The following is a 25,426-nucleotide window of genomic DNA, read 5'->3' as shown; positions in this document are numbered from 1 at the left end:
GAAAAATTACGCTGTTCACTTATGAATTTGAAGTGTCAGTATGGTTTTCAAGCCTCCACGCTCACTAGAGTCTAAGTTTAATGATCCACGGTAACTGTGTGCCATTTCACAGACGATATTAAGCCCCAGTCCCGTACCTGGTGTACTTTCATCTAAGCGAACACCACGTTTTAATACTTCTTGGTAACTCGATTTATCAATGCCAGGTCCATCATCTTCAATGATCAGTTGAACTTGCTTGCCGTCGCTCTCTTTTGAGTGAACTCTTATCTGACTTTGTGCCCACTTATAGCCATTTTCTAATAGGTTACCGAGCATTTCGTCTAAGTCGGCTTGTTCGACGGCGACTTGCAGTTCAGTATCGATTTCATTAATCAGGATGATGTCGCGTTGTGCATAAACTTTATCGAACGCCAGAGAGATGGCATCGACTCGCTCACTAGGTAAACTGCTTACCGATAGAATGTTCATAGAACCTGCCATACGAGCACGTCCTAAGTGGTAATCTATATGTTGTTGTAACTCCATCAGAGGAGGGCACATTTTTCTCTGCTGTTCTGGTGGCAGTTGAGCAACTTCGTTTTTTAGTACTGAGATTGGTGTTTTCAGGGCGTGAGAAAGATTACCAGCGTGATTTCTTGCTCGGGCTAGGAGTTCTTGGTAATGAAACAACAGCGCATTAAGGTCGGTTAAAAGAGGCTGAATTTCTTTTGGATAATCACCATCTAATTGATTTTGTTTGCCGTCTTTTAGCAAGTTGAGTTCTTTTTGCATTTTACCAAGCGGTCTTAAAGACCAAGTGACTTGGAACCCAATCAAAATAAGCACACCGGCAAATAATAGACTGAGTATTAGCCAGAGTTGACCTGTTAGTGCATCTAATGTGTGCTCTAGCGCGTCATCGTTTGTGCCGATCGTGATGGTAATTGGCTTTGAAAAGTCGGGTAAGTAAATATCGCGCTGGATAGAAATGAGCTTTTCACCGTTCGCACCAATTGCACTATGAAAACGTTTGAATTTGATGACTTGATCCCAGAGTGAGCGAGAGCGTAACACTTGATGCTCAGAGCTTGCCATCCAATAGAGGCCACTGTACGGCTGAGAAAAACGCGGGTCAGACAGTCTATAAGGCATCACCAATTGCCCCGTATCGGAAACATCGAGGTTAGCGGTAAGTTCATCCATCGAGAGGCTTAACTGGCTTTTTATATCGTCTTCTAAGTAGGTTTTGATTAAATTCGGAATGAGTAAGCCCGCAATCAAAATCATGACGCCTAGCCATAAAGCGGCGGCAGCCAGAAGTCGATTACGGAGGCTTAGGTGCTTGGCAAACTTGGGCCTAGTCGGCATTGAGTCGGTATCCTAGTCCACGAACGGTGGCAATGATCTTAGGGGCAATTTTTTTACGGATACGGCCAATGAATACTTCAATGGTATTTGAATCACGGTCAAAATCTTGCTTATAAATGTGCTCAACCAACTCTGTTCTAGAGATGACTTTATCTGCGTTATGCATAAAGTAGGCGACCACTTTATATTCTAAGGCGGTTAGGCTTACAGCTTGTCCTTGCCAAAGTACTTTGGAGGTACGGGTATCAAGGCTTAAATCGCCAACCTGCATTACCGGGGAAGCATTACCTGAAGCTCGTCTCAATTGGGCACGAATACGCGCTATTAGCTCAACCGTTTCAAACGGCTTGGTTAAGTAGTCATCTGCGCCTGCATTGAGGCCTTCTACGCGTTGGGATAAGGTGTCGCGCGCGCTTAAAATAATGACTGGCGTGTTAATGTTTTCATCGCGGATCCCCTTGAGTACGGTCAAACCATCGATTTTTGGTAAACCAAGATCCAAGACAATGACATCCCATACTTCTGACGTGGCTCGGTATAATGCATCAATACCATCTTGTGAAAGTTCAGGCACCCAGCCGGCTTGCTCAAGGGTGTCCATGATTTGTTGTCCTAGACGTTGGTCGTCTTCTACGATCAGTACTTTCATTGGGATCTACCGTTATTTTTTAATGACACTATTTAGATTACGACCGCGCAATTCCATTAATTCTAATGTGGCTGCGTTGTATTCTGCGCGTATAACGCTGTTTTCATGCATGAGTTTCAGTTCGTAAATCCACTCATCGTCGTCTTCTTCGAGTTCGACTTTTATGACTCGACCATTGAGTTGTGCGCCAATCGCGGCATACAGTGCGGAAAAAGGTTGTATTTTCCCTTCTCGCACTGCGTCGTAAACTTCGTCTTGATCTTCATCTATTTCAATGCGAGTTCCATTAGCAGGGACGTCGACCACAAGTTTCTCAGCATCAGATTGAGCTAAAACCGGGCCAGCGAGCCCCAGCCCTAAAGCACTCATTGATAGTGCTGTAATAATTAATTTGCGAAACATACGGTTACCTACAAGGCCTAATATTTTAAAAATTATAATCAAGGTTGTATGAATATAAAGTGAATCAGCGGTTAATTTAGCTCATCGTCAAAAATTTTGTCGCGCATTTTCCAAAATCGGCCGACTTTCCTGGCGATAACGAATTGAGGCAGACGAAATCGATGTTGATTGTTGACGACTTTAGTTGGGCTAGTAGCATCAAATGGTCGGTGTTTGTCTGCAAGGTGAGGGCGAACAAATTGATCTAAGAAGTTCTGTTTTTGCTTCTTAGTGGTTAAAGACCAAAACTGATGCACTTGTGCGTCGTTGTCACCTTTATAGGTCACTTTTAATTGGGATTTACCTTTATCGTCTTTATAGACACTCAACACCATATCAGTGCATTCGAAGACTAAGGCATCTTTTAGGTTCAGGGCTTCTTTGAGTTTTTTGTCAGGGTCTACCAAGGTTGCGTCGCATTCGTGGCATATTCGCGCGGCAATGTCGTTGTCTGCGCCGCATTCATTACAGTATTTGGCCCTGAATCTGTAATCACAATGTTCACGTACGCCGTCTTCATCTTCAAAATAGCCTTGGCACTTACGCCCAAAGTGCTCGATTAGGAAACCATTGCTGTCGAGTTTCCCCCAGAAGTTATTATTGTAGCCACACGCAGGGCAAGGGATGGTGATGATTTCACTGTCACTATCTGGTTTTGGGTTGCCCACTTCAGGTTGGTATAGATCGTAGCTGTTACCCGCGTAATCCAGAACTAAACACTCTTTCTTACCGTCTGAAAGTCGTAAGCCACGGCCGACTATCTGTTGGTATAAGCTAACGGACTCTGTCGGGCGCAAAATGGCAATCAAATCGACGTGTGGAGCGTCAAACCCCGTGGTTAATACGGAAACGTTGACCAGGTATTTGATCTCGCGGTTTTTAAACGCATTGATGATGCGGTCACGCTCTAGAGTATGTGTGTCGCCAATCACTAACGCTGATTCACTTTCTGGTAGTAAGCCTAATATTTCTTGAGCGTGCCGAACGGTAGCGGCAAAGATCATAATGCCTTTGCACGCTTTGGCGTAATTGAGGATTTGCTCGACAATTTGTGGTGTCGCTCTTTTAGACTGTTCAATTACCATGTCCATTTCGGACTCTTTATAGCGCCCGGTGTTGGTTGGTTTGATTTGTGAGAAATCGTAGCTCAGTACGGGAGCATCAATTAGCTTAGCTGGCGTTAGAAAGCCTTCATCGAGAAGATAATGAATAGGCAGTTCGAAAATACAATCTCGGAAGAAGCGCTTTTCTTCGCTACGGACCATTCCTCTTGTGTGATACTGATAGATCCAGCCCATCCCTAATCGGTAGGGGGTGGCTGTTAACCCCAGTACCTTGATGCCTGAATTGATGGACTGTAAATGGCTAATGACTTTGCGATAACTGCTTTTTTCATCGTCCGGCACTCGGTGGCATTCATCGATAACCAGCAAAGAAAACTGATTGGCAAAAGAGTCTAAATTTCGTACTACAGACTGTACGGATGCAAATACCACTTGCTGATCGGTTTCTTTTCGCCCGAGCCCAGCTGAAAAAACAGACCCTTTCAAGTCATAACTTTCGTATTTTGCATGGTTTTGCTCTACCAGTTCCTTTACGTGTGCCATGACCAGTACACGGCCTTTAGCTAGGCGTGCAAGCTCTGCAATAACAAGGCTTTTTCCCGCTCCCGTAGGCAAAACGATCACGGCGGGTGTGCTGTTTTTTCGGAAGTAATGAATCACCGCTTTTACGGAATCGGCTTGGTACGGACGAAGAGTAAACATAAAAAGTGTGAAAAGGCTCAACTAATGTGGTGAAGCCCTCTATAATAGCGCACTTAGCATTGTGAGGTATTCATGCGTTTAGATAAATTTTTATGTGACTCCCTTGGAGCAACACGCCGAGAAGCAACTCGAATCATCAAAAGTGGTGATGTAACAGTAAATGGCGACAAGACAAAATCCGGTTCATTTAAAGTGACTGATGATTGCGAAGTGCAGTGGCAAGATCGTGTTATTGCCAAGCAAGGCCCGAAATTCATCATGTTATTTAAGCCTGACGGCTTTGTTTGTTCTCATGAAGACGGTTCAAACCCAACGGCATTTACGTTATTAGACGAAGTGAAGATGGAGAACTTACATTTTGCAGGTCGTCTAGATGTGGATACGACAGGTTTGGTACTCATTACAGATGACGGTAAGTGGTCTCACCGCATTACGTCGCCTAAGCATAAGTGCGAAAAAACGTATCGCGTTTGGCTTGCTGATCCAGTGAAACCGGAGTATGTTGATCAGTTCCTGCAGGGTATTGAACTGCGAAGTGAAAAAGAACCAACACTTCCTGCTCATCTCGAAGTAATCGACGACCACCAAGTTTTACTTACCATCCATGAGGGTAAGTACCATCAAGTTAAACGCATGTTTGCTGCACTTGGCAACAAAGTAGAAGAACTTCATCGTGAACGCATAGGCGCCATTGAACTTGATGAGTCATTGGAACCGGGCGAATACCGATACCTTACTCAAGAAGAAATCGATTCGGTTTGGAAAAAATAGCCGACCTGTTTTGTTGAACCCTGCACTTTTTTCATCTCATTTTTGTTAGGAGTGTTATGCCGACTCGACAATCCCCTCAGTTAGGCTGGGTACTGTTCTTTGTATTGGGTGCCATTGGTGCCCTAACGCCACTCGCTATCGACATGTACCTTCCAGCTATGCCCTCGATCGCAAAAGATCTAGGTGTGACAGCTGGTGAAGTGCAAATAACCTTAACGGCTTATACGGCAGGTTTTGCCATTGGGCAGTTATTACATGGCCCACTGGCAGACAGTTATGGACGTCGGCCTGTACTTATTATTGGCGTGGTGTTATTTGCGATAGCCTCAATGGTGAGCGCCACGACGACAGGCATCGATTCATTAACCTGGATCCGCGCTGCGCAAGGTTTTGCAGGGGCTGCAGCGGCAGTGGTCATTCAAGCTGTTGTTAGAGACATGTTCGATCGTGAAGATTTTGCCCGGGCTATGTCGTTCGTGACGTTAGTTATGACGGTTGCACCGCTAGTGGTACCGATGATCGGTGGCCATTTAGCCATTTGGTTTGGTTGGCGTTCAATCTTTTGGGTTCTGGCTATTTTCTCGGCGGTTGTGATTGCGGCTGTTATGTGGAAAATTCCGGAGACCTTAGCGGAAGAAAACCGACAACCGCTTAGGGTGCGCTCTACCTTTTCAAACTATTTTAAGTTGTTATCTAACCCGGTTGCGATGGGCTTGATACTGTCGAGTTCGTTCTCGTTTGCTGGCATGTTTGCCTTTTTGACTGCTGGCGCGTTTGTCTACATCGGTTTGTATGGCGTAAGCCCTGACGAGTTTGGTTACTTGTTTGGTCTTAATGTGGTTTGTTTAATTGGCATGACCAGTTTAAATGGGCGAATAGTCAAAAAAATGGGCTCGCACTGGATGCTGCGCTTCGGATTGTTGTTACAACTTCTCGCGGGTGTCGGGTTAGTCGTCGGTTGGATACTTGATTTAGGGCTATGGGGCATTGTTCCATTTGTTATGCTTTTTGTGGGGACTATTTCTACAATTGGTAGTAACAGCATGGCACTGTTGTTAAGTGGTTATCCGACCATGGCCGGTACCGCATTGTCGTTAGCGGGTACGTTGCGTTTTGGTACCGGTTCAATAATAGGAGCAGTAGTGGCGGTAATGCCAAGTGATAGTGCAGCTCCGATGATTTTTGTTATGAGTTTATGTGCGCTTCTATCAGCGCTGTTTTATTGGTTGTTAGGAAGAAAAGCATAATGTCGACATACTACGTTGAAATCCAGAAAGTGGTTAACTCTGCCTTAGAAGAAATGGCAGCGGAGCACGAAAAAGGCCGCTTGATTAATGCTGCGGCTAGTAATACGCACTTTTTGGTTCGCTGGGTGACTAAGTCTCTTAAGAGTCATCGTTTTGACCGTTGTGTCGTGCCTGATTTGACGCGTTGGCAGAAGTCAGGACGCAGCAAAGGCACACAAGTTGGCCTGCAAACTACGTTTGAAAATATTTCTGCTTTGTACCATCAGTTAGTACCACTTGATCAGCCAGTGAAACCGGTTATCGATAAAGAAATTGATGCTTTCTTAGATTTTATGGATGAGCAAAACTGGTCTGTTTCTACAGAATACGAGCTAACCGGTAAAGGCAAAGTGCAGATCTTAACTGAAGGAGACAGCTCTTTAGTACTCTGCGCCGAGCAATGCGATAGCTGCTTTGATGGTGGGGAAGAACTCGTTAAGCCAATGAGTTGGTATGTCCGTGGTAATCACGCTGAGTTTGTCCGTTTAGCGGTAGAGCAAGGCTATTTGGTACACAAGGTGACAGACTACAAATCCATCGTGAAATATCATGGTGAGTATCTTGTTTTTCCAAATAACCATGCGAACCAATTAGCTGAAATTCCAATCGGTTTCTCTAAAAAAGCGTAGATTTACGATTTTCGTTATACAGTAAATTCCATAAAAGCTCGCACCTCGCGAGCTTTTTTTTATTCGGTTGAGTCACTGTTGAATTGCCATTTCAAAGCATTCCACCAAGGTTTGAGCACTTAGCACTTAGCACTTAGTCGCTTTGTTAACGATAGCCTTGACCATTCCCTTAAAGATAAACAAGTGCGCTGGCATCATTGCAAACCAGTACAGTAACCCTGAAAACCCTTTTGGATGCCACCATGCGGTTACGTTGAGTTCTCGAGTTGAACCATGATCGGTAATGGTGAATTCTAATCGGCCTAATCCTGGGCCTTTCATGCCAAATAGAAGTGAAATAAACCTATGCTTTTGGCAATGGATGACTTTCCATGAGTCGATAAAATCGCCAGTTTTCAGCTCCGAAGCTTCAGGTCTGCGTCTTATTGGTTTACCGCCGCCAAAGAAAATGTCTAACCACTCTCTGGTTCGCCATAAGCCATTCGCGAAAAAGTAGCCTTCTTTTTTACTGCCAAGCTGAGAAATCACGGCCCATAGCTGTTCTTTAGTTAACGTCGTTTCAATAGAAGCTCCGGTCTGTTTTGGGTAATAACCAAAACCGGGCTGCCATCGAGTGAGCGCGGCGGGATCGAAGCCCCATACATTACTTCTTATATATTCACCATCGTGTGCGACTGTGTGTTCAACGACTTGTTTATAGGAGATCAAGGTTTGAGGGTAGCGCATCGATATAGGGCTTATGTCGGCGACGTAATCATGATCTAAGCCTGAAAGTAGCGCTCGTCCTATGTTTGATGGAACCGATGTGATCATCCCCAACCATTGGGATGCCCAGTAAGGAGTCAGTAAAGAGGTGGATAGAATTTTTTTGTTCCGTCCCGTTGCTTGGCAAATAATCTCAAATTGTTGGCGGTAGGTTAGGGTGTCGGGGCCACCAACTTCAAAAATTCGATCATCGACCGGTATTTCGCTGACTAGCAAGAGCAGGTACGCATTTAAGTTTTCTAAAGCGATAGGGTTTGCTGTCGATTCAATAGACTTTGGGCCAATGATTATTGGCAAGTTGTAGACAAAGTCCCGCATGATTTCAAAAGCAGCGGAGCCTGGCCCAATAATTATGCCTGCTCGCAGTTCCGTGACGGGTACTGGAGATTCCCTCAAGACTTTTCCTGTCATTTTTCGTGCTTGTATGTGTTCGGAGCTTTCACCTGTGGGCTGAATAGCGCTAAGGTAAATAAGATGCTGGATTTTACTTTTAGTTACGGCGTCACGAAAGTTTTTGGCTAAAGATAATTCGTAGTCGACAAAATCATGCCCCTTTGCCATCCCGTGCACTAAAAAGAAAGCACAGTCCATGTTTTGCACACACAGATCGGTTTCAACGGGATCAGTGAGATCTAGGTGCCTAAGAGTTAAATTTGGATGTGGCGAAGTACGTAAGTGAAGATAATCAATATGACGTGCGGCTGCGGTAACGTGAAATCCTTGTTCTAATAACAGTGGAATTAACTGCGATCCAACGTACCCTGAAGCTCCAACAATCAGTACGCGTTTTATTGTCATTTTATCTTACCTCTCGCCGAGTATTTCTTCTGCCTTTATAGAACCTTAATCCATTGATTGATATGATGCTAGTTACATTTGATATTTGCGGTAAGACTTGTTTACAGAGCATCAAGTTAGCACCACGGATGGAAAGGAGTTCATATGACATCTGTAATTCGACAAGTCTTTCATCATACCAAAGGTGACTTCGTTAAACGCCTCTTTGCAATAGCGCTGCCGATTACATTGCAAAGCATCATGTTCTCAAGCCGAGGCTTGGTAGATGTCTTAATGCTTGGTCAGCTAGGTGAGGCGGAAATCTCGGCGGTAGGCGTAGCGAGCAGAGCTATGTTTGTGACGACCATTATGCTCGTCGGGATCACCACTGCTGGGTCATTATTGACGGCGCAATACTGGGGGGCAGGAGATCGAGACGGAGTACGAGAAAGCACGGCATTAACTTGGCTGATAGCCATGTTAGCAGCTGCGGTTACGGTCATTGGTTTTCTGCTATTTCCAAGTCAAATTATGGGGCTTACGACCGAATCAGATGTGATTAACCAGCTGGGCAGTGAATATATTGTTATTACTGCTGTTGGTATGTTTAACGTAGCCTGCATTGCGAGTATGGCTGTAGGGTTACGTGCCATGCACCAGCCAGGCCTGAGTACTTTTTTTAGTGGGATAGGGATCTTATCTAACATTTTTTTAAACTGGGTACTGATATTCGGGCAGTTTGGCATACCTGCCATGGGCATCAAAGGTGCAGCAATTGCAACGGTAGCCAGTGGGTTAATTGAAGTCGGCTGTCTGTTTGGCTATTTATATTACAAAAATCACTTAATGGCGATTGGACTAAAGTGATTCGCTTTATAAAAATTTCTCTACCGACGACGCTTAACTTTCTAGCGTGGGCTGGAGGGCTATTTGCGTATCACGCCATCATGGGGCAAACAGGTACGCAAGGGTTAGCGGCATTAGCAGTTATGACACTGGTTGAGTCCATTTCGTTGAGTTTGCTTATTGGGCTATCCAATGCTTCTGCTGTGTTGGTTGGTAATCAACTCGGTGCAAAAGAGTACGACTCCGTGTATTACCGAGCCATTGGGTTAGTCGCGATCAATTTCATGATAAGCATCTGTGTTGCGCTGTTATTATATTTTAGCCAATCTTATGTGCTTAATGCGTTTTCTGCGCTAACAGAAGAAACTCGTGAGCTCTCTAATAAATTTATTTTGATACTGTGCATTGGTGTGGTGATTCGTTCATTACCGATGGCGCTCATTGTCGGTGTGTTGCGAGCGGGTGGTGACGTAAAGTTCTGTTTGTATCAAGATGTCTTCGCGCAATGGATTATTGGCATTCCTTTGGCGGCAATAGCGGCCATCTATTTGGACTTCGCTCCAGAGACTATTTACGTTTTATTTTTACTAGAGGAAGTCATCAAATGGTTTGGCTCAATTTCCCGTACAAAAAGCAAGAAGTGGATGCGTAATCTTATCGAAAATTAGATGTTGATCGATTGGGGTGGTGAAACCTTGTGCATATAATGTGATCTAGATGCCAAATCACTTCCTAGTAACAGGGTTTTAGTGTAGATTCCCATATCAAATTATTATCAAGTAAGTGTGAGTAAATGCATGTTACGCCTGTCAGAACTCTGTAAAGGTTATGTTGATGGTGGAGAATTCCATCCCGTCTTGCAGGGCGCTGAATTGACATTAGAACAAGGTCAGCAACTCGCGTTAATGGGTGAAAGTGGCTCGGGGAAAAGTACGTTGCTCAATTTGATTGCTGGTATCGATCAGGTCGATTCTGGTCAAATCATGTATTCCAACTTTTCGATGAACGAAGCCTCAGAAACCAAACGTACCGCATATCGACGTAATAATATTGGTCATATTTTTCAACAGTTTAACTTGCTTTCCACGCTTAACGTTGCGGACAATATTCGTTTTTGTCGTCAATTGAAAGGCTTACAAGAAGACAGAGGGTTGTGGCGTCAAATTTTGTCGGCACTCGATTTAATGCCTCTTCTAGGCCGTTATCCGGAAGAAATCTCCGGTGGGCAGCAACAAAGAGCGGCTATTGCTCGTGCATTGTATATGGAACCTAAAATATTATTGGCCGACGAGCCGACAGGCAGCTTGGACGAGCGAAACGCTGAAGCAGTAATGCGCTTACTCACCACCCTTTCTCGCCAATTAGAATGCACATTGTTGCTAGTAACACACAGCCAAAAAGTGGCTGAACACATGCAAGGGTCTATTCGACTCCAAGGAGGGCAATTGCATGTTATGGCCCGTAGTTAAAGCGCTACTAGGCCACTATCGTCGTCACCCTGTTCAGATCGTGCTTGTATGGCTTGGTCTGACGCTGGGTGTGTCGTTGCTTGTTGGTGTTCTAGCCATTAATCACCATGCCAAGCAAAGTTACAGTGCCGGCGAAAAACTTTTTACCAATCCTCTCCCTTATCGAATTAGGCCGGTTCAAAACACCAGTAAGATCCCACAAGGTTTTTATGTGCAACTACGCCGAGAAGGCTTTCAGCAGTGTATGCCATTTGATAGTTATCGAATTGAAACCGCCTCTGACGTTGAGCTCACCATTACAGGTGTCGACCCAATTGCCATGCTGGCGATTCAACCGGGATCGACGCTCAAAGACATTAAAACGCTGAGCTTAAAAGAACCGCCATATCCAATCATGATTAGCGCCGATTTAGCTGAGTACCTTAATTGGAAGAATGGCGACTACGTCCACTTAAAGGATGGTTCATTATTTGGGCCACTATTGGTTGATAACGACCAGTTATTGAGAGGTACTCGAGTCATCGCGGATATTGGCTTGTTGAGAATGCTCAATAAGAGGCCAGGGTTTGAAGTCATTGCCTGTGGCGAGATGCCTGAAGAGAAACTGGAGAGGTTAAAATCTCTTCTGCCTAAAGGGATGAAGCTATCTCAAAATACGCACGCAGAGCTCGATTCTTTGACGTTGGCATTTCATACCAACTTAACGGCTATGGGGATGCTGGCATTTTTTGTCGGTTTGTTTATTTTCTATCAGGCGATGTCATTGTCATTCATCCAAAGACAACCATTGGTTGGCATTTTGCGTCAAACGGGTGTGTCGGTGTATCAATTGACAGCGGCTTTATTGCTAGAGCTGGTTATTTGGATATTTGTCTCCTGGATCTGTGGCAACGTATTAGGGTACTTTCTTGCAAACCAACTCTTGCCCGCGGTGTCTGCAAGCTTAGAAGACTTATATAATGCGAATGTTGGCCTTTCTTTAGCCTGGGACTGGGAATGGAGTAAGCAGAGCCTATTGGTGGCAATTTTAGGTACTTTACTTGCGTGTAGTTTTCCTCTCATTAGGCTGCTCAGAACTCAACCTATCCGATTGAGCTCGAGGTTATCAGTTATGCGTTTTGCTGGCCGAGAGTTTACTTGGCAAGCCATGGCGGCGTGCGTATTTTGTGTTGCGGCTGTTGCCGTGATGCAGACGGAGCAAAGCCAAGAATCAGGCTTCGTTCTTATTGCTTTAATTTTGGTCAGTGCTGGTTTGTTAATGCCATACTTGATTTGGAAGCTTTTTAATGGTCTCTCATTCTCACTGCCTTGGGTAAAAGCTCGTTGGTTCTTTTCTGATAGCGCGGCAAGTATGAGTTACAGAGGCGTGGCGTCAATGGCGTTCATGCTGGCTCTGGCAACCAATATCGGTGTCGAAACCATGGTAGGCAGTTTTAGAGAAACAACCGATAAATGGTTAACTCAAAGATTGGCTGCCGATGTCTATGTTACCCCACCAAATAACTTATCCTCTCGGATCGGAACCTGGTTAATGGAACAGCCAGAAGTTAAAGATGTTTGGTGGCGCTGGGAGAAAGAATTACCAAGCGAAGTCGGGGCGCTGCAATTGGTCAGTACCGGCGACTCTGATGGAGAACAACGAGCGCTGACGGTTAAAGTTGCGATTCCAGACTATTGGTTCCATTTGCATCACTCTAAAGGCGTGATGGTCAGTGAGTCGATGGCGTTGAAATTGAACATACGAGCGGGTGATTATATTTCGCTTCCAGAGCCGGCTACCGGCAACTGGCAAGTTGTTGGGATATATTACGATTATGGTAATCCATACAACCAAGTGATGTTGTCTCATCGTAACTGGCTTTATAGTTTCTCAGGTCGAGGGGACGTTGGGCTAGGTGTTATTTTGCATGATGATACAAGTTCAAGTGGTTTACTTCGTCGCTTCCAGCATGCATTTAAGCTGTCACCTGAACGAATATATGACAACAATAATATCCATCAGCAAGCAATGCGGGTATTTGATCGCACCTTCAGTATTGCGGGAACACTTGGAAACATTACGTTAGTGATTGCCGTTATTGGGCTGTTTTTCTCAACATTGGCAGGTGAGCTATCAAGGCAACGGCATATTGCCTTATTGAGGTGCTTTGGTGTTTCTGGCAAAGAGTTGGTATTCACCGGCGGGTTGCAACTGTTGGTATTAGGCATTTGTTCTGCACTTATTGCGATTCCTCTAGGGCTGCTCCTCGCGGATTTAATGATCGATGTTGTGCTTAAACAGTCATTTGGTTGGACGATGCAATTGGAAGTGATTCCGTGGGAATATGCGTCTACCTTTGCGTGGTCGTTTTGCGCCTTGATGATTGCGGGAGCTTGGCCTGTCTTCAACATGTTGCGAAGAACGCCAATGAAGTCGTTAAGGGATGCACTTTAGATGTCGTCATTGATTAATTCAAAAATAGTCCAAATTCTGGTTGTTGGCATGATCATGCTCGGCATAGCAACCGTCTTTTATGAATCCTTTTTTGGCGAAATAGAAGTAGAAGAACGCAATGAAGTGAATGCCGTACTGCTAGGGACAAATAATGCGGTGTTTGAACCTGTGCTGCCCAATACCTCGGTGATGTTGCCGCAGGACTTTAGGCTTCATCCAGAGTATCAGCACGAATGGTGGCACTATTTCGCCAACGTAGTTTCAGATGAAGGCGAAGAGTACGGGATTCAATGGAGCTTTTTTCGAGTCGCGAGTGATGAGCGTGAAACAAATGGTTGGCAAAGTCCTCAAATTTACATCGCTCACCTTGTGATTACATCCAAGGACAATATCTGGAAACAGCAGAGAATTGCCCGTGGTGGAATTGGCCAAGCGGGTATGTTGCAAAAGCCGTTCAAAATATGGATCGATAACTGGCACTGGCAATCTTTGGGACGAACCCCTTTTCCTGGGCGGTTAGATGTGGAAACCGATGAATTCTCTGTGCAGTTAGCTAACTATGCCGCAGGGCCTTATGTGTTAAACGGTGATCGTGGTTATCAAGCTAAGCACGATTTACTACCTGTCGCTTCGTTCAGTGTAGGGGCGCCATTTGTTCGAGTTAAAGGTCAGCTTGAAGTCGACGGTAAGTCACTTCGGGTAGAAGGTAATGCGTGGTTAAGTAAAGAGTGGGGCAGTGGCCTACTTGCAGAAGGACAGCAAGGCTGGGACTTATTTTCACTGCGCCTTGAAGATGGCTCAACGCTAATGGTCAATCAATATCGTCATGTTAGCCAGCCTGCTTATACGTTTGGAACGCTCGCAAATAAAAAGGGCGACGTATTTATTCTTAAAGAAGAAGATATCCAAATGCTACCTAAGGCAACGAAAAGGCTTAGCAACAATCGTAAAGTGCCATTGCAATGGACAATAAATGTGCCTAAGTTCGGTATTTCACTTGAAACTACCGTGATGAGAAAAGAGCAGTGGCTTTCGTTTGCGATTCCATATTGGGAAGGGCCAATTTATGCTTCCGGTTCTCACGAGGCTAAAGGCTTGATGCAATTGACCGGATATTGATCAAGGTCGAATAATCAAAAAAAACCCAGATACAGAGCCGTATCTGGTTTTTTTTGTGGTGATAAACGTAATAGTGACAACTACAATCATTGATAACGTTTATTTATAAGGTATTTTTCCGTCAAAATTTAATTTACTTCGGAAATCCCGATGTATTAACTCCAAACAAGCGATTTTTCCTTACCGAGAAGTAGGTGTAAACTTTTCTCTATTAGTTGTTAGCATTTTATTAACAATACCGAATTGGTAGATATAAGGGCGATATCATGAGTGATGTCATTAAAGACTTTTTTAAATTAGAATCCGCGGGTGGCATTCTGTTAGTTATTGCAGCAGCAATTGCAATGATGGTAGCTAACTCTCCGCTAAATGAACTGTACACGTCGGTTTTACATACTTACGTAGCAGGTATGTCTATCTCACACTGGATTAACGATGGCCTTATGGCTGTGTTTTTCTTACTGATTGGTTTGGAAGTTAAGCGTGAACTACTTGAAGGTGCGCTAAAGTCAAAAGAAACGGCAATTTTCCCTGCAATCGCAGCGGTTGGCGGTATGTTAGCGCCTGCATTGGTTTACGTCGCGTTTAATAGTGGTGATCCACAGGCTATGCAAGGTTGGGCGATCCCTGCTGCAACCGACATCGCTTTTGCGCTTGGTATCATGGCGTTGCTTGGTAAACGTGTTCCAGTTAGCCTGAAAGTGTTCTTACTTGCACTTGCAATTATCGATGATCTAGGCGTTGTGGTTATTATTGCTCTGTTTTACAGCGGTGATCTTTCAACAACGGCATTACTGGCTGGCTTCGTTGCAACGGCGGCACTGTTCTTCTGTAACATGAAGCACGTAACGAAACTGCGTTGGTTTATGATCATTGGTGCAATTTTGTGGTTCAGCGTACTTAAATCTGGAGTACATGCGACACTTGCAGGTGTTGTTATCGGCTTTGCTATCCCACTGAAGGGGAATGCGGGTGAACGCTCCCCGTTGAAACATATGGAGCATGCACTTCATCCATACGTTGCATTCTTGATTTTACCTATCTTTGCGTTTGCCAATGCAGGCATCTCTTTAGAAGGCATTTCAATGTCTAGTCTGACGAGCATGTTGCCATTAGGTATTGCTTTAGGGTTGTTAGTTGGTAAGCCGCTTGGTATTTTCAGCTTCAGTTGGTTACCCGTTAAGTTTGGCGTTGCGAAACTGCCGCAAGGGGTGAACTTCAAGCACATATTTGCTGTTTCTGTTTTGTGTGGCATTGGGTTTACCATGTCTATCTTCATCTCTTCATTGGCCTTTACAGGAACCAGCGCTGAGTTTGATACACTAGCTCGTCTAGGTATTTTGATGGGGTCGACGACCGCTGCGGTGTTAGGTTACTTCTTACTTCATGTATCCTTGCCAAAAGAGCCTGCGAAAATTGAATCGTAATCTCTCGTTTTAGAAATCATGAACCCGCCTAAGTTAGGCGGGTTTTTTTATGCCCAACGCTCTTGCCAACCATAGTGTGTTCTGTATTTTCGCCTTCCGCCTTCCGCCTTCCGCCTTCCGCCTTCCGCCTTCCGCCTTCCGCCTTCCGCCTTCTGTAGTTATTAAACAAAATCACTCGATTACGAAACGGCGCCTAACCAAAATTTGGACAAAAAAAAGCCCAAACTAATCAGGTTTGGGCGGATACAAATATAGGAGTTAAATATGAATTAGCAGTGGTGTAACAAACCAGTACGAATACAGTCTGACGGCCGTGAGACTCTAAATTCTCTGCTTGTTACATACTTTATGACACGGGCTATTCGATACAGTTCAATTAATTTCAAATTTATTTCAGATTTTTTCTTTTGAATTTAATGAGCATACAAGCGTAAGTTAAAAACTGTGATGTTAGTTGCTTGTTAATAATATGTTGTCGATGTATATTTCAAACAGTTGTTTAATACGGATGATTCAAATGACAAGTCGAATGAGAACGAAAGACAAGATTCTCGATGTTGCGGAAGGTTTATTTGCTGAGCATGGCTTCAACGATACTTCACTACGAGCAATAACAAGCAAAGCGAATGTTAACCTTGCGTCGGTTAATTACCATTTTGGTGATAAGAAGACTTTGATACGTGCGGTGATTGATCGTTATCTAGAAGCGTTTATGCCTGCATTGTTAGATGAATTGAATCGACTCAATGAAAAAGACACGTATTGCATGGAGCAAGTGTTCACAACGTTAAAACAACCGCTACTTGATTTAAACGGCGTAAGACCTGAAGGCGCAAGTCGATTCATGTCGCTGCTCGGAAGAGGTTACACAGACGTACAAGGGCACTTACGCTGGTTTATCACAACTCGCTACTCAGATGTATTAACGCTATTTACTGAGTCCGTCAGCAAAGCAAACCCTGAACTCACACCGCAAACTTTATTTTGGCGGTTGCACTTCACTTTAGGCACGTGCGTATTTACGACGGCATCAAGCCGAGCCTTAGCGGACATAGCTTATAACGACTTTGATCAAAAGGTGGACTCTGAAGCCATCATCAATCAACTCATACCTTATTTGGCGGCAGGAGTTGCGGCCAAATAGTTGAAAAGTAAACCCTACAACTTACTAATAACAATAACGCGATTAATGAACAAAAGGACTGTACCTATGAGCTCTCAAACTGGTTTAAGAAGGAAGTTGCTAAGCGATCCGGCGTTTAAGATGTTTAAAAAAGTTTTGCCGCCGCTATCAAATACCGAAAAAGAAGCAATGGAAGCGGGAAGTGTTTGGTGGGACGGAGAATTATTTGCAGGCTCTCCAGACTGGAAGAAATTGCACAGCTACCCAAAACCAGAGTTGACGGAAGAAGAACAAGCTTTCATGGACAACCAGCTAGAAACGCTGCTGGAAATGCTAGATGACGATCATATCGTTCGTGAAGACCGAGATCTGAGTCCTGAAGTATGGAACTTCTTACGTAAAGAGCGCTTTTTATCGCTAATCATTTCTAAAGAGTATGGTGGACGCGCGTTTTCATCGTTAGCGAACTCTACCATTGTATCTCGTATTGCGACCAAAAGTGTCAGTGCTGCCGTGTCGGTAATGGTGCCAAACTCGCTTGGTCCTGGGGAGCTATTATCTCACTACGGTACTCAAGAGCAAAAAGATTACTGGTTGCCAAGACTCGCTGATGGCACAGACGTTCCCTGTTTCGCATTGACTGGCCCTGAGGCGGGTTCTGACGCGGGTGGTATCCCTGATATGGGAACAGTATGTAAAGGGGAATACAATGGTGAAGAAGTCCTTGGTATTCGTCTGAGCTGGAATAAGCGTTATATTACGCTAGCACCAGTAGCGACGGTACTGGGCCTCGCATTCAAGTTAAAAGATCCAGAAGGTTTACTCGGTGATACAGAAGACCTTGGTATTACATGTGCACTCGTTCCTTCTGATCATGAAGGGGTTGATCTAGGAGACCGTCACGATCCGTTAGGTCTGGCGTTCATGAATGGTCCAACTCGCGGTGACGATGTCTTTATTCCAATTGATTGGATTATTGGTGGGCCAGATTTCGCAGGTAAAGGTTGGCGTATGTTGGTAGAGTGCCTGTCTGCAGGACGTGGTATTTCTCTACCTGCACTAGGAGCTTCTATTGGGCACTTAACGGCACGTACCACAGGCGCTTATGCGTATGTTCGTAAGCAGTTTGGTATGTCGATTGGTAAGTTTGAGGGTGTTGCTGAATGCATGGGCCGTATTGGCGGGATGACTTATCTTCTAGAAGCGGCACGTACTTTAACAACGACATCGCTAGATCTGAAAGAAAAGCCGGGTATCGTAACCGCAATCGCAAAATACCACATGACCGAAATCGGCCGTACGATACTCAATGATTCCATGGATATTCATGCAGGCCGAGCCATTCAAACGGGCCCAATGAACTACCTAGCGAATGCATATGCGGGTATTCCAGTGGCGATTACGGTTGAAGGTGCGAATATTCTTACTCGTAATTTGATGATTTTTGGTCAGGGTGCGACACGTTGTCATCCTTATGTTCTAAAAGAAATGGAAGCCGCTGCGAACCCAGATCAAGAGCAAGGTGCTAAAGAGTTCGATAGCTTGCTGTTTAAGCACATAGGCTATGCGACAAAGAATGCCTTCGGTGCTTTTGGTGCTGCTTTAACAGGGTCTAAATCGGTTTCTTCGTTTATGAGCGGCCCAACTAAAGGCTATTATCAAGATCTAACTCGGATGAGCCGTGCGTTGGCAACGAGTTCAGATATTGCGATGGCAACGCTTGGTGGTGAATTGAAACGTAAAGAGATGATCTCAGCTCGTTTGGGGGATGCACTTAGCCACTTGTACCTAGGCTCAGCGGTATTGAAGAAATATGAAGATGATGGCCGTCAGCAAAGTGACCTAGACTACGTTCACTATGCAATGCAACATTGTTTGTATCATACAGCGAAAGCGCTGCAAGACACTTTTACAAACTTCCCAAGTAAAGCGGCTGGAACATTACTTAAAGTGTTGGTGTTCCCATTTGGCAATAACTACAAAAAGCCTTCTGATAACCTAGCGCTTAATATTTCGAAAAGCTTGATGGTTCCTGGTGCTCAACGTGATCGATTAACAAGCCTATGTTATGTCGGTAAGGCTGATAAAGATCCTGTCGGTTTGATCGAAGAAGCATTTTTGGCAATGTACAGCGTTCGTGGCTTAGAAGGAAAAATCTTTGCAGCCATTAAGGAAGGCAAAATTGATAAGAAAGCGTTGCTTATCGACAAACTATCACAAGCACTAGAACAGAATGTTCTTAACCAAGAAGAAGTCGACCAAATACTTGAAGCCGATGCATTGCGCTACAAAGCGATTCAGGTTGATCACTTTAGCCACGACATGAGCCAAACACTGACCAATGAAGTCAGAAAGCCAAAGCTTAATAACGTGGCGTAACTGAGTTACTGTCAAAAATAGAAAAAGCGTTGCGTAAGCAGCGCTTTTTTCATTCTAAGCCAATAAGCCAATCCGTAACTAGTGGAATCCATACCCCATCATTTTATGCAGTTCGCCTTGGTTTACTTCGGCGATGACCTGATCAAAAGTGCCATCAAACACAAACTGCATTAGCAGTTCTTGGATAACAGGCTCGACTTCTTCTCGTGTCATTCCTGCTTTTACACTTGGGTGATAAAGTAACTTTAGGAGCAAACCGTCAAGCGGTGACAATAAGTCTTCGGGTGAGTGGTCGTTGAAAATAGAAGGGTAGGCTTGATCGCTATCATTCGGAAGCCCCATTATTTGGGTTACTTCTTCGACGACGCAAGCGAGCAATTTCCCGTGGTCTCTGGCTTGATCTACCGGGATGATAATATTGGCTCGAACCAGTTCATCTCTTGAATTTGTCGCAAAGTTTGCCATACACAATGCACTTTTTACGTGCTGTACCGACTTTTCCCCCATCATGCTTCTAACTGACTCTTCCCACTTTGATTGACGAGTATATTGCCATATAACGTTTGCTTGCTCAGGCGTCTCGACAAAGTCAATTGGATGGTTGGTTAGCTTTGAAAGGTGTTCGATCTGCATTCTCGCGAGGTCGGTGTGAAGTTCTTGGTCGGGTACTTGGTGATCAAGAAAAATATGAATAGGTTGAGTCCATTTCCTAATTTTTTGTTGCTCTTGGCTATATTCGTTATGGAGAGCAACCAAATAAAACACTTGTTCAACGATTTCGGGATCTTTCCAGCGCGGCTCCATCGCGCTGACCAAGTGACTCGAAAGCCCCAAGCACAATGCCCATGTTGCTTTTTTCATTATGCTTGTTACTTTCGTTATACGAGTCGGTTTGTCTATCATCCTTGATACGTCCTGATATCGTTGTTCATTAGTGCGTCGGTGCTTTATTAAAATGGCTTTCGACTAAACGTTTGGTGATTTGATGTTTTGGATTATTAATGACTTCTTGGGTATCACCAGCCTCAACAACACAGCCTTCATGCATCACAATGATTTTGTCCGTAATGTGTTTGATAATCCCAATATGTTGAGACACATAGACAAAAGAAAGCCCCATTTCTTCTTGCAGTTCCAAGAACAAATTAATAATTTGAGATCGCATGGCCATATCTAAGCCGTTCAGCGCTTCATCTGCCACAATAATGGAAGGTTGAAGGATTAAGGCTCTTGCTAAACAAACACGTTGCTTCTGCCCGGTAGCGAGCATTTGTGGATAAAAGTAAGCGTGTTCAGGTAATAGGCCGACTCGCTGAAGCGTCGCTTTGACTCGAGCACGTCGTGCTTCTGGCGACATATTCGTATTTCGCTTTAGTGGCCCTTCTAGAATACGCCCGATTTGAATGCGCGGATTCAAAGAGGTGTTTGGATCTTGGAAGATCATTCTAATGACTTTACAGCGTGTTGAGTAATCTTTGTGTTCAAGTAAATCGCCGTTGACACGGATCTCACCGGAGGTCGGTTCAACAACCCCAGCCAACATTTTCGCTAAGGTCGATTTACCTGAGCCATTTTGGCCGATAAACCCAATGGTTTGCCCGGCTTCAAGGGTAAAGCTCAGCGGCTTTACCGCTTGCTGAACGGTTTTACGAAACAAACCTGAGCGGCTGACAAAGTCTTTGCTTAGATTATTAATTTCAAGCAAGGAACTCATGATTTCTTCTCCATATTTAGCGGGAAGTGGCAGCTAAACTTATGACTTTTTATTTTTCTGGTATTGGGTGTTTCAACACATTGCCTTTGAGCGTGCGGACATCTTGGCCCCAAGCGGCATCCTATAGGTAAATGTTGTAGTGGAGGAATAGAGCCTGGCAGTGATGCCAATTTTGATTTATGTGGAATCCATTCACTAAAGTCGGGCATTGCATGCAGAAGTGCGACGGTATATGGGTGTTTGGGTTTTTCTAAGATCTGCTTTGTCGCCCCAGACTCAACAGATTGGCCGCAATACATAACCGTAATACGAGTTGCCCATTGGGTAATGGTCGTAAGGTCATGGCCAATGAGCAAAATAGTCGTGTTGTTAAGCTGATTCATACGGCTAAGAAGACGTAGAATTTGAGATTGCGTTATGGGATCTAAATCGTTGGTCGGCTCGTCAGCGATCAGTACCTTGGGTTTTGTCGCGATGGCCATTGCGATCATGATTTTCTGGCACTCGCCGTCGGTCAATTCGTACGGGTAAGCGCGCATTACGCGGCGATGATCTTTGATACCAACCTTGTGAAGCAGGGCAATAGCTTGCTTTTTACGCCATTTCCATCGTTGCCACCAGAACCCCTTGAAGGTCGTTGCGGGAATAGACTCTGCTAACTGATGTCCGACCCACTCGGATGGGTCGAGACACGAGGAAGGCTCTTGGAAAATCATTGCGATATCGCGCGCGATAACACGACGGCGTTCCTTTGGCGTTAGCTGTAGAAGGTCAATAGAGCCAAGGCGAAGCCTGTCTGCGGTGACTCGCATATTGTCTTTGGTAATGCCGACAATTGCCTTAGCGACAAGGCTTTTACCTGAGCCTGACTCTCCAACTAAACCACGAATTTCACCCTCATTGAGTGTTAAGCTCATGCGGTCTACGGCTTTCACCATACCTTGTGGAGTATCGATTTCAATGGTCAGGTGTCTAATATCTAGTAGCGGCATTATTCAATCCCTGCGTTAAGAGATTGTCGAGTACCTTCACCAACAAGGTTAATAACAACAATTGTGAACATAATAACGAGGCCGGGTAACGTAACAGTCCAAGGAGCGAGATAAATGAGTTCAACAGAATCGCCCAAAATAGCGCCCCATTCAGTGCTTGGAGCTTGTGCACCAAGACCTAAAAATCCAAGAGCCGTAATGTCTAAGATGGCAATGGTCAGTGCCATGGTAAATTCGGCGGCAAATATGGGTAGAATATTGGGAAAGATCGAGTTCCAAAGTAGGTAAAAACGATTCGCACCATCAAGCCTTGCTGCAATGATGTAGTCTTGTTCTATCTCATGGTGAACCGCCACATAAATTGAACGAATGAATCGAGGAACCAACGCAAGGCAGATCGCCAATAGAACGTTGAACTCCCCAAACCCCAAAAACGCCACAAAAATGATAGCGAGCAAAAGCGACGGAATGGACATCACGGTATCAAGCAGGTGATTTAACGTGCTGGAGATTAACCCTCGAGTCATGCCCGCAAGAATACCGATGAAACCACCAACGAGAGTCGCAATGATGGTGATAATGATCGAAGCGCCTAAAGTGAGGCGAGAACCTTCGATAAGGCGAGACAAAATATCTCTACCGAGATCATCAGTACCTAAAAAGTACTCAACGGTGCCATTCACGTTCCATGAAGGAGGCACCAATAGAAAACTGGTTTGCAGCTGCGGGTCATGAGGCGTTAACCACGGTGACAGTATTGTAATCACCAATAGCAGAATCAAACACCAAAGCCCAAACATTGCGAGCGTATTATTACGATAGCTACGCCAAAATCGCTCGAACTGTGTCGGTATGTGTTCTTCTTGGTAAATATTATCGGACAGCATACCATTCCTTCCTAATCAACGGGTTAGCGATAGCGCCTATCAGATCTGACAAAATGTTAGCCATCAAAACAAATACAGCAACGACCATGACTCCCGCTTGAATGGCGACATAGTCCTGGTTGGACAGCGCATCTAGCAGCCATCTTCCTATGCCGGGCCAATTAAAAATGGATTCGGTTATTACCGCAAAAGTAATCATGCTAGAGAGCTGAACGCCGAACTTAGGAATAATAGGTGGCAAGGCGTTTCTGATCGCGTGCTCAATGATGATCTCATACTTTGATAGTCCATTAATTTTCGCGGCACGAATGTAGTTTTGTTGCATGACTTCGGCAACGGAAGCCCTCATCAGTACGATAATTTGCGTGGTCGGGGCTAGTGCGAGAACGATACACGGCAAAATTAAATGCTCTAACACACTTTGTAATGCTTCTGCCTTAAGAGGCTTTGTCGAGATAAGCGCGTCAATGATTGCAAAACCTGTTACGTGTTCGATCTGATAGAGTAAATCATACCGTCCCGCTACGGGAAACCAGCCAAGATCGAGTGAAAAGAACATGATTAACATTAAGGCTACCCAGAAAAGAGGCGCGGAATAGCCAGACATTGAAATAAAGGAGATAACCGTATCAACCCATTTGCCTTGTCTTGTTCCTGCAAGCGTACCGAGTGGGAGGCCAATTAATAATGCGATGAGAAAAGCGAAAAAGCACAATTCCAGAGTCGCTGGGAACACAACTTTGATGTCTTCCCAAATCGGTTCGCCATATTGGTTTAAGCCAAAATTAAGTTGGCTAATGTCGCTTAGGTAATAGAACCAACCTTGACCAAAGTCGCTTAGCGCTGCTGGCGATGTTGGGTCGAGCCTTAGAATGCTGTATCCAATGAGTGACAGAAAAAGCAAAGTAATGATGAACAGATTGAGTCGTCGAATTATGTAAACGAGCATTACTTCACCCTTTCTACATTGTGAAATGAGCTGGTGTTAAAAGGATTCATATTAAATCCAATTAACGATTTGTGATTCGCTTGATACTGCACCCCATGAGCGAGCGGGATCACAGGCATTTCTTCGTTTAAGAGATTCTGTGCTTGGCGGTATAAATTGCTTCGATACCTTGGTTGATTGGTCTCGCGCGAGAGATCGAGCAAGAAATCAAAGTCAGAATTACACCACATAGAAACGTTCAATCCGGCGCGTTCTGCACTGCAAGAAAGTAAGGGGCGTAAAAAGTTATCTGGATCGCCGGTATTAGCGTTCCAACCAGTTAAAACCATATCAACATTACCTAGTGTGCTCAGATCCGAACGAGCAAATCTATCATCGGTGAACAGATTGAGCTTCACGCCTATGTCTGCAAAACTAGATTGTATGAGTTCGGCTGTTTTTCGAGGGCTAGGGTTGTACGCTTGTGGCTCTAATGGCACCCACATAGAGAGTTCGAGCCCGTCTGTAAGCCCAGCTTCACGTAGCAAGGCCAATGCGTAGTTTTTATCATAGCGAATTTGAATGCTGTCTTTTTGATACGCCCAAGATGTTGGTGGCAAGAGAGTATAGGCAATTGAACCGGTACCATAATAGACGGAATCTAAGATTACCTGACGATTGATAGCCAAGTTGAGCGCTTTTCTCACTCGTTGATCATTGAGCGCAGGGTGAGAGGTGTTCAAAGCAATAAATGCTACGTTCATTGCTGGTTTAGCATTAAGAACCAATTCCGGTGTTTCCAAAATGATCGGCAACTGGCTCGAAACAGGGGAAGACAAAACGTCGCATTCGTTGCGTAATAACTTGGCTAGTGTACCAGTGCCTCTGGTGGAGATATCAAAGACAACTTGTTCCATTTTTGGCTCGCCTTGCCAATATTCGGTATGTTTACGTAACCGGATCAAATCACCTACTTGATACTCATCTAAGTAAAACGGACCAGTACCAATAGGGCGATTATCTAAATTTTGTTTATCATCGATCAGTTGCAACTGTCGTGCGTATTCGGCAGAGTGAATAACAGCATAAGGAGTCGATATATTAGGCAGAAAGCTGTTATCAGGTCGAGTTAACGTAAATCGAATGAGATAGGGATCTAAGACTTCAATTTCTTTGATTAGAGATTGAAAATCAATGGCTTCGAAAAAAGGATAGCGGCCGTGACTGTTATAGTGGAACGGATTCGCACTGTTTAAAATGCGGTCGAAACTGAATTTGACGTCAGTAGCGTTCATCACTCGATGCGGGGTAAACCATGATGTGGTTTGAAACTTAACATCGTTACGTAACTTAAATGTGTATTGCGTGCCTTCTTCGTTAACGTCCCAACTGGTCGCCAAACTTGAAATAGGTTTGTGAGTCTCGGGTTCAAGAGTCAGTAGGGTATTGAAAATTTGACGGCTTAGCGCATTACCCGTAATACCGCTATCGGCTTGTTGCGGGTTGAACGTATTCGGGTGGCCTTGGCCACAATATACGAAGCCTTGATTGCGAATTTTTTCATGATCGATATCTTCACCGCAGGCTGTTAATAGCAGGCTGCCAAGTAAAGAAAATGATATTTGTAAGAATGCCTTCATTGGGACGAAAATTTCTGTGGTAAATGAGGCTTCT

20 protein-coding genes and 1 pseudogene are annotated in these 25,426 nt (G+C 44.5%); 10 read left to right on the top strand and 11 right to left on the bottom strand.

What is annotated here, in order from left to right:
• Nucleotides 1–15 precede the first annotated feature (15 nt).
• The 4 genes from VTAP4600_RS04225 to VTAP4600_RS04210 form a co-directional block, all read right to left on the bottom strand.
• Nucleotides 16–1,350 (bottom strand): ATP-binding protein, encoded by a 1,335-nt coding sequence (locus tag VTAP4600_RS04225; protein WP_102521649.1) that lies wholly within the window; start codon nucleotides 1,348–1,350, stop codon nucleotides 16–18.
• Entirely contained in the window at nucleotides 1,340–1,999 is a 660-nt protein-coding gene (locus VTAP4600_RS04220) for a response regulator transcription factor (RefSeq protein ID WP_102521648.1), read from the bottom strand. The genes VTAP4600_RS04225 and VTAP4600_RS04220 overlap by 11 nt, the downstream gene beginning before the upstream one ends.
• A 12-nt stretch (nucleotides 2,000–2,011) precedes the next feature.
• Complete coding sequence (locus VTAP4600_RS04215; RefSeq protein ID WP_172443064.1) at nucleotides 2,012–2,401, bottom strand: PepSY domain-containing protein; 390 nt, start codon at nucleotides 2,399–2,401, stop codon at nucleotides 2,012–2,014.
• 71 nt (nucleotides 2,402–2,472) lie between these two features.
• Nucleotides 2,473–4,206 carry a DNA repair helicase RadD gene (locus VTAP4600_RS04210; RefSeq protein WP_102521647.1) on the bottom strand — a complete coding sequence of 578 codons (1,734 nt, stop codon included), beginning with the start codon at nucleotides 4,204–4,206 and terminating at the stop codon, nucleotides 2,473–2,475.
• A 72-nt stretch (nucleotides 4,207–4,278) separates the two neighbouring features.
• On the opposite strand from VTAP4600_RS04210, the gene rsuA reads away from it, so the two are divergent.
• The 3 genes from rsuA to VTAP4600_RS04195 are packed head-to-tail and all read left to right on the top strand — an operon-like array spanning nucleotide 4,279 to nucleotide 6,892.
• Nucleotides 4,279–4,977 carry a 16S rRNA pseudouridine(516) synthase RsuA gene (gene rsuA, locus VTAP4600_RS04205; protein WP_102521646.1) on the top strand — a complete coding sequence of 233 codons (699 nt, stop codon included), beginning with the start codon at nucleotides 4,279–4,281 and terminating at the stop codon, nucleotides 4,975–4,977.
• A 56-nt stretch (nucleotides 4,978–5,033) separates the two neighbouring features.
• Nucleotides 5,034–6,224: a Bcr/CflA family multidrug efflux MFS transporter gene (locus VTAP4600_RS04200; protein ID WP_102521645.1), complete on the top strand. Its 1,191-nt coding sequence runs from the start codon at nucleotides 5,034–5,036 to the stop codon at nucleotides 6,222–6,224.
• Nucleotides 6,224–6,892 carry a DUF2913 family protein gene (locus VTAP4600_RS04195; RefSeq protein WP_102521644.1) on the top strand — a complete coding sequence of 223 codons (669 nt, stop codon included), beginning with the start codon at nucleotides 6,224–6,226 and terminating at the stop codon, nucleotides 6,890–6,892. Before VTAP4600_RS04200 ends, VTAP4600_RS04195 begins: the two co-directional genes overlap by 1 nt.
• 126 nt (nucleotides 6,893–7,018) lie before the next feature.
• Here the strand turns inward: VTAP4600_RS04195 and VTAP4600_RS04190 are convergent, their stop codons facing one another.
• A complete protein-coding gene (locus tag VTAP4600_RS04190; RefSeq protein ID WP_172443148.1) occupies nucleotides 7,019–8,449 on the bottom strand; it encodes a DUF2867 domain-containing protein in 1,431 nt (476 codons plus the stop codon).
• Nucleotides 8,450–8,599: 150 nt separating this feature from the next.
• On the opposite strand from VTAP4600_RS04190, the pseudogene VTAP4600_RS04185 reads away from it, so the two are divergent.
• From VTAP4600_RS04185 to VTAP4600_RS04155, 7 genes and pseudogenes are all read left to right on the top strand, one after another.
• Nucleotides 8,600–9,948: pseudogene (locus VTAP4600_RS04185) on the top strand (MATE family efflux transporter).
• Between the two features lie 129 nt (nucleotides 9,949–10,077).
• Complete coding sequence (locus tag VTAP4600_RS04180) at nucleotides 10,078–10,749, top strand: ABC transporter ATP-binding protein (RefSeq protein WP_102521642.1); 672 nt, start codon at nucleotides 10,078–10,080, stop codon at nucleotides 10,747–10,749.
• Nucleotides 10,730–13,183, top strand: a complete 2,454-nt coding sequence (locus VTAP4600_RS04175) for an ABC transporter permease (protein ID WP_102521641.1) — start codon at nucleotides 10,730–10,732, stop codon at nucleotides 13,181–13,183. Before VTAP4600_RS04180 ends, VTAP4600_RS04175 begins: the two co-directional genes overlap by 20 nt.
• Nucleotides 13,184–14,302 (top strand): lipocalin-like domain-containing protein, encoded by a 1,119-nt coding sequence (locus tag VTAP4600_RS04170; protein ID WP_102521640.1) that lies wholly within the window; start codon nucleotides 13,184–13,186, stop codon nucleotides 14,300–14,302. It abuts the gene before it with no gap.
• 266 nt (nucleotides 14,303–14,568) lie between these two features.
• Nucleotides 14,569–15,729 carry a Na+/H+ antiporter NhaA gene (nhaA, locus tag VTAP4600_RS04165; protein WP_102521639.1) on the top strand — a complete coding sequence of 387 codons (1,161 nt, stop codon included), beginning with the start codon at nucleotides 14,569–14,571 and terminating at the stop codon, nucleotides 15,727–15,729.
• Between the two features lie 508 nt (nucleotides 15,730–16,237).
• The gene (gene psrA, locus VTAP4600_RS04160; protein ID WP_102521638.1) at nucleotides 16,238–16,873 is read left to right on the top strand and encodes a TetR family transcriptional repressor PsrA; all 636 of its coding nucleotides are present in this window, start codon (nucleotides 16,238–16,240) and stop codon (nucleotides 16,871–16,873) included.
• 66 nt (nucleotides 16,874–16,939) lie between these two features.
• Entirely contained in the window at nucleotides 16,940–19,231 is a 2,292-nt protein-coding gene (locus tag VTAP4600_RS04155) for an acyl-CoA dehydrogenase (protein ID WP_102521637.1), read from the top strand.
• Between the two features lie 78 nt (nucleotides 19,232–19,309).
• Here VTAP4600_RS04155 and VTAP4600_RS04150 read toward each other — a convergent pair whose 3' ends face one another.
• From VTAP4600_RS04150 to sapA, 6 genes are all read right to left on the bottom strand, one after another.
• Nucleotides 19,310–20,092, bottom strand: a complete 783-nt coding sequence (locus VTAP4600_RS04150) for a DUF2927 domain-containing protein (protein ID WP_197708655.1) — start codon at nucleotides 20,090–20,092, stop codon at nucleotides 19,310–19,312.
• A 70-nt stretch (nucleotides 20,093–20,162) separates the two neighbouring features.
• Nucleotides 20,163–20,945: a peptide ABC transporter ATP-binding protein gene (locus VTAP4600_RS04145; RefSeq protein WP_102521636.1), complete on the bottom strand. Its 783-nt coding sequence runs from the start codon at nucleotides 20,943–20,945 to the stop codon at nucleotides 20,163–20,165.
• On the bottom strand, nucleotides 20,942–21,937 hold the full coding sequence (locus tag VTAP4600_RS04140; RefSeq protein WP_102521635.1) for a peptide ABC transporter ATP-binding protein: 996 nt from the start codon (nucleotides 21,935–21,937) through the stop codon (nucleotides 20,942–20,944). The genes VTAP4600_RS04145 and VTAP4600_RS04140 overlap by 4 nt, the downstream gene beginning before the upstream one ends.
• Nucleotides 21,937–22,824, bottom strand: a complete 888-nt coding sequence (locus tag VTAP4600_RS04135) for an ABC transporter permease subunit (protein WP_102521634.1) — start codon at nucleotides 22,822–22,824, stop codon at nucleotides 21,937–21,939. Before VTAP4600_RS04135 ends, VTAP4600_RS04140 begins: the two co-directional genes overlap by 1 nt.
• Nucleotides 22,811–23,773: an ABC transporter permease gene (locus VTAP4600_RS04130; RefSeq protein ID WP_102521633.1), complete on the bottom strand. Its 963-nt coding sequence runs from the start codon at nucleotides 23,771–23,773 to the stop codon at nucleotides 22,811–22,813. The genes VTAP4600_RS04135 and VTAP4600_RS04130 overlap by 14 nt, the downstream gene beginning before the upstream one ends.
• Entirely contained in the window at nucleotides 23,773–25,392 is a 1,620-nt protein-coding gene (gene sapA / locus VTAP4600_RS04125; protein ID WP_102523896.1) for an ABC transporter substrate-binding protein SapA, read from the bottom strand. Before sapA ends, VTAP4600_RS04130 begins: the two co-directional genes overlap by 1 nt.
• Between the last annotated feature and the right edge of the window lie 34 nt (nucleotides 25,393–25,426).

Source organism: Vibrio tapetis subsp. tapetis (assembly GCF_900233005.1).
Taxonomy (GTDB): Bacteria; Pseudomonadota; Gammaproteobacteria; order Enterobacterales; family Vibrionaceae; genus Vibrio; species Vibrio tapetis.
The sequence above is the reverse complement of the archived record's forward strand: the minus strand, read 5'-3'. Positions and strand labels throughout refer to the sequence as shown.

Excerpts from the sequence above, each read along its gene's own strand:
- sapA (WP_102523896.1), bottom strand. The coding sequence starts at position 25,392 with ATGAAGGCATTCTTACAAATATCATTTTCTTTACTTGGCAGCCTGCTA.
- VTAP4600_RS04170 (WP_102521640.1), top strand. The coding sequence starts at position 13,184 with ATGTCGTCATTGATTAATTCAAAAATAGTCCAAATTCTGGTTGTTGGC.
- psrA (WP_102521638.1), top strand. The coding sequence starts at position 16,238 with ATGATTCAAATGACAAGTCGAATGAGAACGAAAGACAAGATTCTCGAT.
- rsuA (WP_102521646.1), top strand. The coding sequence starts at position 4,279 with ATGCGTTTAGATAAATTTTTATGTGACTCCCTTGGAGCAACACGCCGA.
- VTAP4600_RS04155 (WP_102521637.1), top strand. The coding sequence starts at position 16,940 with ATGAGCTCTCAAACTGGTTTAAGAAGGAAGTTGCTAAGCGATCCGGCG.
- VTAP4600_RS04200 (WP_102521645.1), top strand. The coding sequence starts at position 5,034 with ATGCCGACTCGACAATCCCCTCAGTTAGGCTGGGTACTGTTCTTTGTA.
- VTAP4600_RS04180 (WP_102521642.1), top strand. The coding sequence starts at position 10,078 with ATGTTACGCCTGTCAGAACTCTGTAAAGGTTATGTTGATGGTGGAGAA.
- VTAP4600_RS04135 (WP_102521634.1), bottom strand. The coding sequence starts at position 22,824 with ATGCTGTCCGATAATATTTACCAAGAAGAACACATACCGACACAGTTC.
- VTAP4600_RS04215 (WP_172443064.1), bottom strand. The coding sequence starts at position 2,401 with ATGTTTCGCAAATTAATTATTACAGCACTATCAATGAGTGCTTTAGGG.
- VTAP4600_RS04150 (WP_197708655.1), bottom strand. The coding sequence starts at position 20,092 with ATGAAAAAAGCAACATGGGCATTGTGCTTGGGGCTTTCGAGTCACTTG.
- VTAP4600_RS04140 (WP_102521635.1), bottom strand. The coding sequence starts at position 21,937 with ATGCCGCTACTAGATATTAGACACCTGACCATTGAAATCGATACTCCA.
- VTAP4600_RS04210 (WP_102521647.1), bottom strand. The coding sequence starts at position 4,206 with ATGTTTACTCTTCGTCCGTACCAAGCCGATTCCGTAAAAGCGGTGATT.
- VTAP4600_RS04225 (WP_102521649.1), bottom strand. The coding sequence starts at position 1,350 with ATGCCGACTAGGCCCAAGTTTGCCAAGCACCTAAGCCTCCGTAATCGA.
- nhaA (WP_102521639.1), top strand. The coding sequence starts at position 14,569 with ATGAGTGATGTCATTAAAGACTTTTTTAAATTAGAATCCGCGGGTGGC.
- VTAP4600_RS04130 (WP_102521633.1), bottom strand. The coding sequence starts at position 23,773 with ATGCTCGTTTACATAATTCGACGACTCAATCTGTTCATCATTACTTTG.
- VTAP4600_RS04195 (WP_102521644.1), top strand. The coding sequence starts at position 6,224 with ATGTCGACATACTACGTTGAAATCCAGAAAGTGGTTAACTCTGCCTTA.
- VTAP4600_RS04175 (WP_102521641.1), top strand. The coding sequence starts at position 10,730 with ATGTTATGGCCCGTAGTTAAAGCGCTACTAGGCCACTATCGTCGTCAC.
- VTAP4600_RS04220 (WP_102521648.1), bottom strand. The coding sequence starts at position 1,999 with ATGAAAGTACTGATCGTAGAAGACGACCAACGTCTAGGACAACAAATC.
- VTAP4600_RS04145 (WP_102521636.1), bottom strand. The coding sequence starts at position 20,945 with ATGAGTTCCTTGCTTGAAATTAATAATCTAAGCAAAGACTTTGTCAGC.